The sequence below is a fragment of the Caulobacter sp. D5 genome (assembly GCF_003185805.1).
Taxonomy (GTDB): domain Bacteria; phylum Pseudomonadota; class Alphaproteobacteria; order Caulobacterales; family Caulobacteraceae; genus Caulobacter.
In genome coordinates this window covers 1-1073 of record NZ_QHJY01000573.1, presented here as the reverse complement: position 1 = coordinate 1073, position 1073 = coordinate 1, and the positions used below count along the sequence as shown (strand labels likewise).

The window sequence follows — 1073 nt, the reverse complement described above, 5'->3', positions numbered from 1 at the left end:
CGCGGTCGAGGCCATGTCCTCCCCGCGCGGCGTCGCTCGCCAATGCCTGGACTGGACCGAGCGCCGCCACCACCTGGCCGGACCGCTGGGGGTCAGGCTGCTGTCGACGATGACCGATCGCGGCTGGCTGGCCCTGGAGCCCAAGGGCCGCGCCGTGCGCCTGACGTCCGAAGGCGCGCGCGAGCTGAAGGCGCGGCTGGGCGTCAGCCTCGACGATGAGGGCCGCGTGGCCGCCTGAGGCGCCCACGCTAGGGAATTCCCCAGCTAGTCCCGCCGTCGCCCCGCGCGCAGCATCCGTCCCTACGCTCGCATCGAGGGACAGGGTCATGCGCATCGACGGCGGATCGGGGATCACGGCGACCAGCGACCGGAGCACGGCCGGCGCGAAGGCCGAGGTCGCGATCGACGCCCAGGTGGCGGCCGAATGGAACGCCCCGACCTCGCGGCCGGCGGTCTCGGTCACGGCCCAGGCCGAGGTGAAGGTCTCGGCCGTCGCGGCCGGCGGCGGCAAGGCGGCGGAGCTGGCGCAGGCCAGGGTGCACATGGCCCTAGCCGCCGACGTCTATAACGACATCCCCAATCCGCCGGCCGGCTGGAGCGTGGCCGGCGACGAGGACCTGGCGCGGCTGGGCCTGGATCCCACCGACCTGGAGGAAGCCGGCTCCGACTTCCGCGCCCGGGTCTATGTCGACACGCAGGGCGACTATGTGGTGGCCTTCCGGGGCACCCAGAGCGCCGCGGACTGGAAGGCCAACCTGCAACAGGGCCTGGGGCTGGACTCCGGCCACTACGACAAGGCCCTGCTGATCGGCGAGCGGCTGCGGACGGCGGGCGAGGACGTCACCCTGACCGGCCACTCCCTGGGCGGGGGCCTGGCCTCGGCGGCGGCCGTGGCCTCGGGCCTGCCGGCCGACACCTTCAACGCCGCGGGCCTGCACGAGGACACGCTGGAGGCCGCCCAGGCCGGCGGCGCGCCCGCGCCCCAGGTTGACGCCTACTATATCGACGGCGATCCGCTGAGCCGGGTGCAGGACGGCGGCGACCGCTGGCTGGGCGCGGGCCTGGGCGGGCTG

1 protein-coding gene and 1 pseudogene are annotated in these 1073 nt (G+C 74.7%); both read left to right on the top strand.

Annotated elements, in window-relative coordinates; all coding sequences use genetic code 11:
- Positions 1–238 (top strand): annotated as a pseudogene (locus tag DMC18_RS25395) (transcriptional regulator); the annotation flags it as partial.
- Positions 239–326: 88 nt separating this feature from the next.
- Positions 327–1073, top strand: a 747-nt coding sequence (locus DMC18_RS25390; RefSeq protein WP_146218234.1) for an Mbeg1-like protein, incomplete at its 3' end; no start/stop codon positions are given.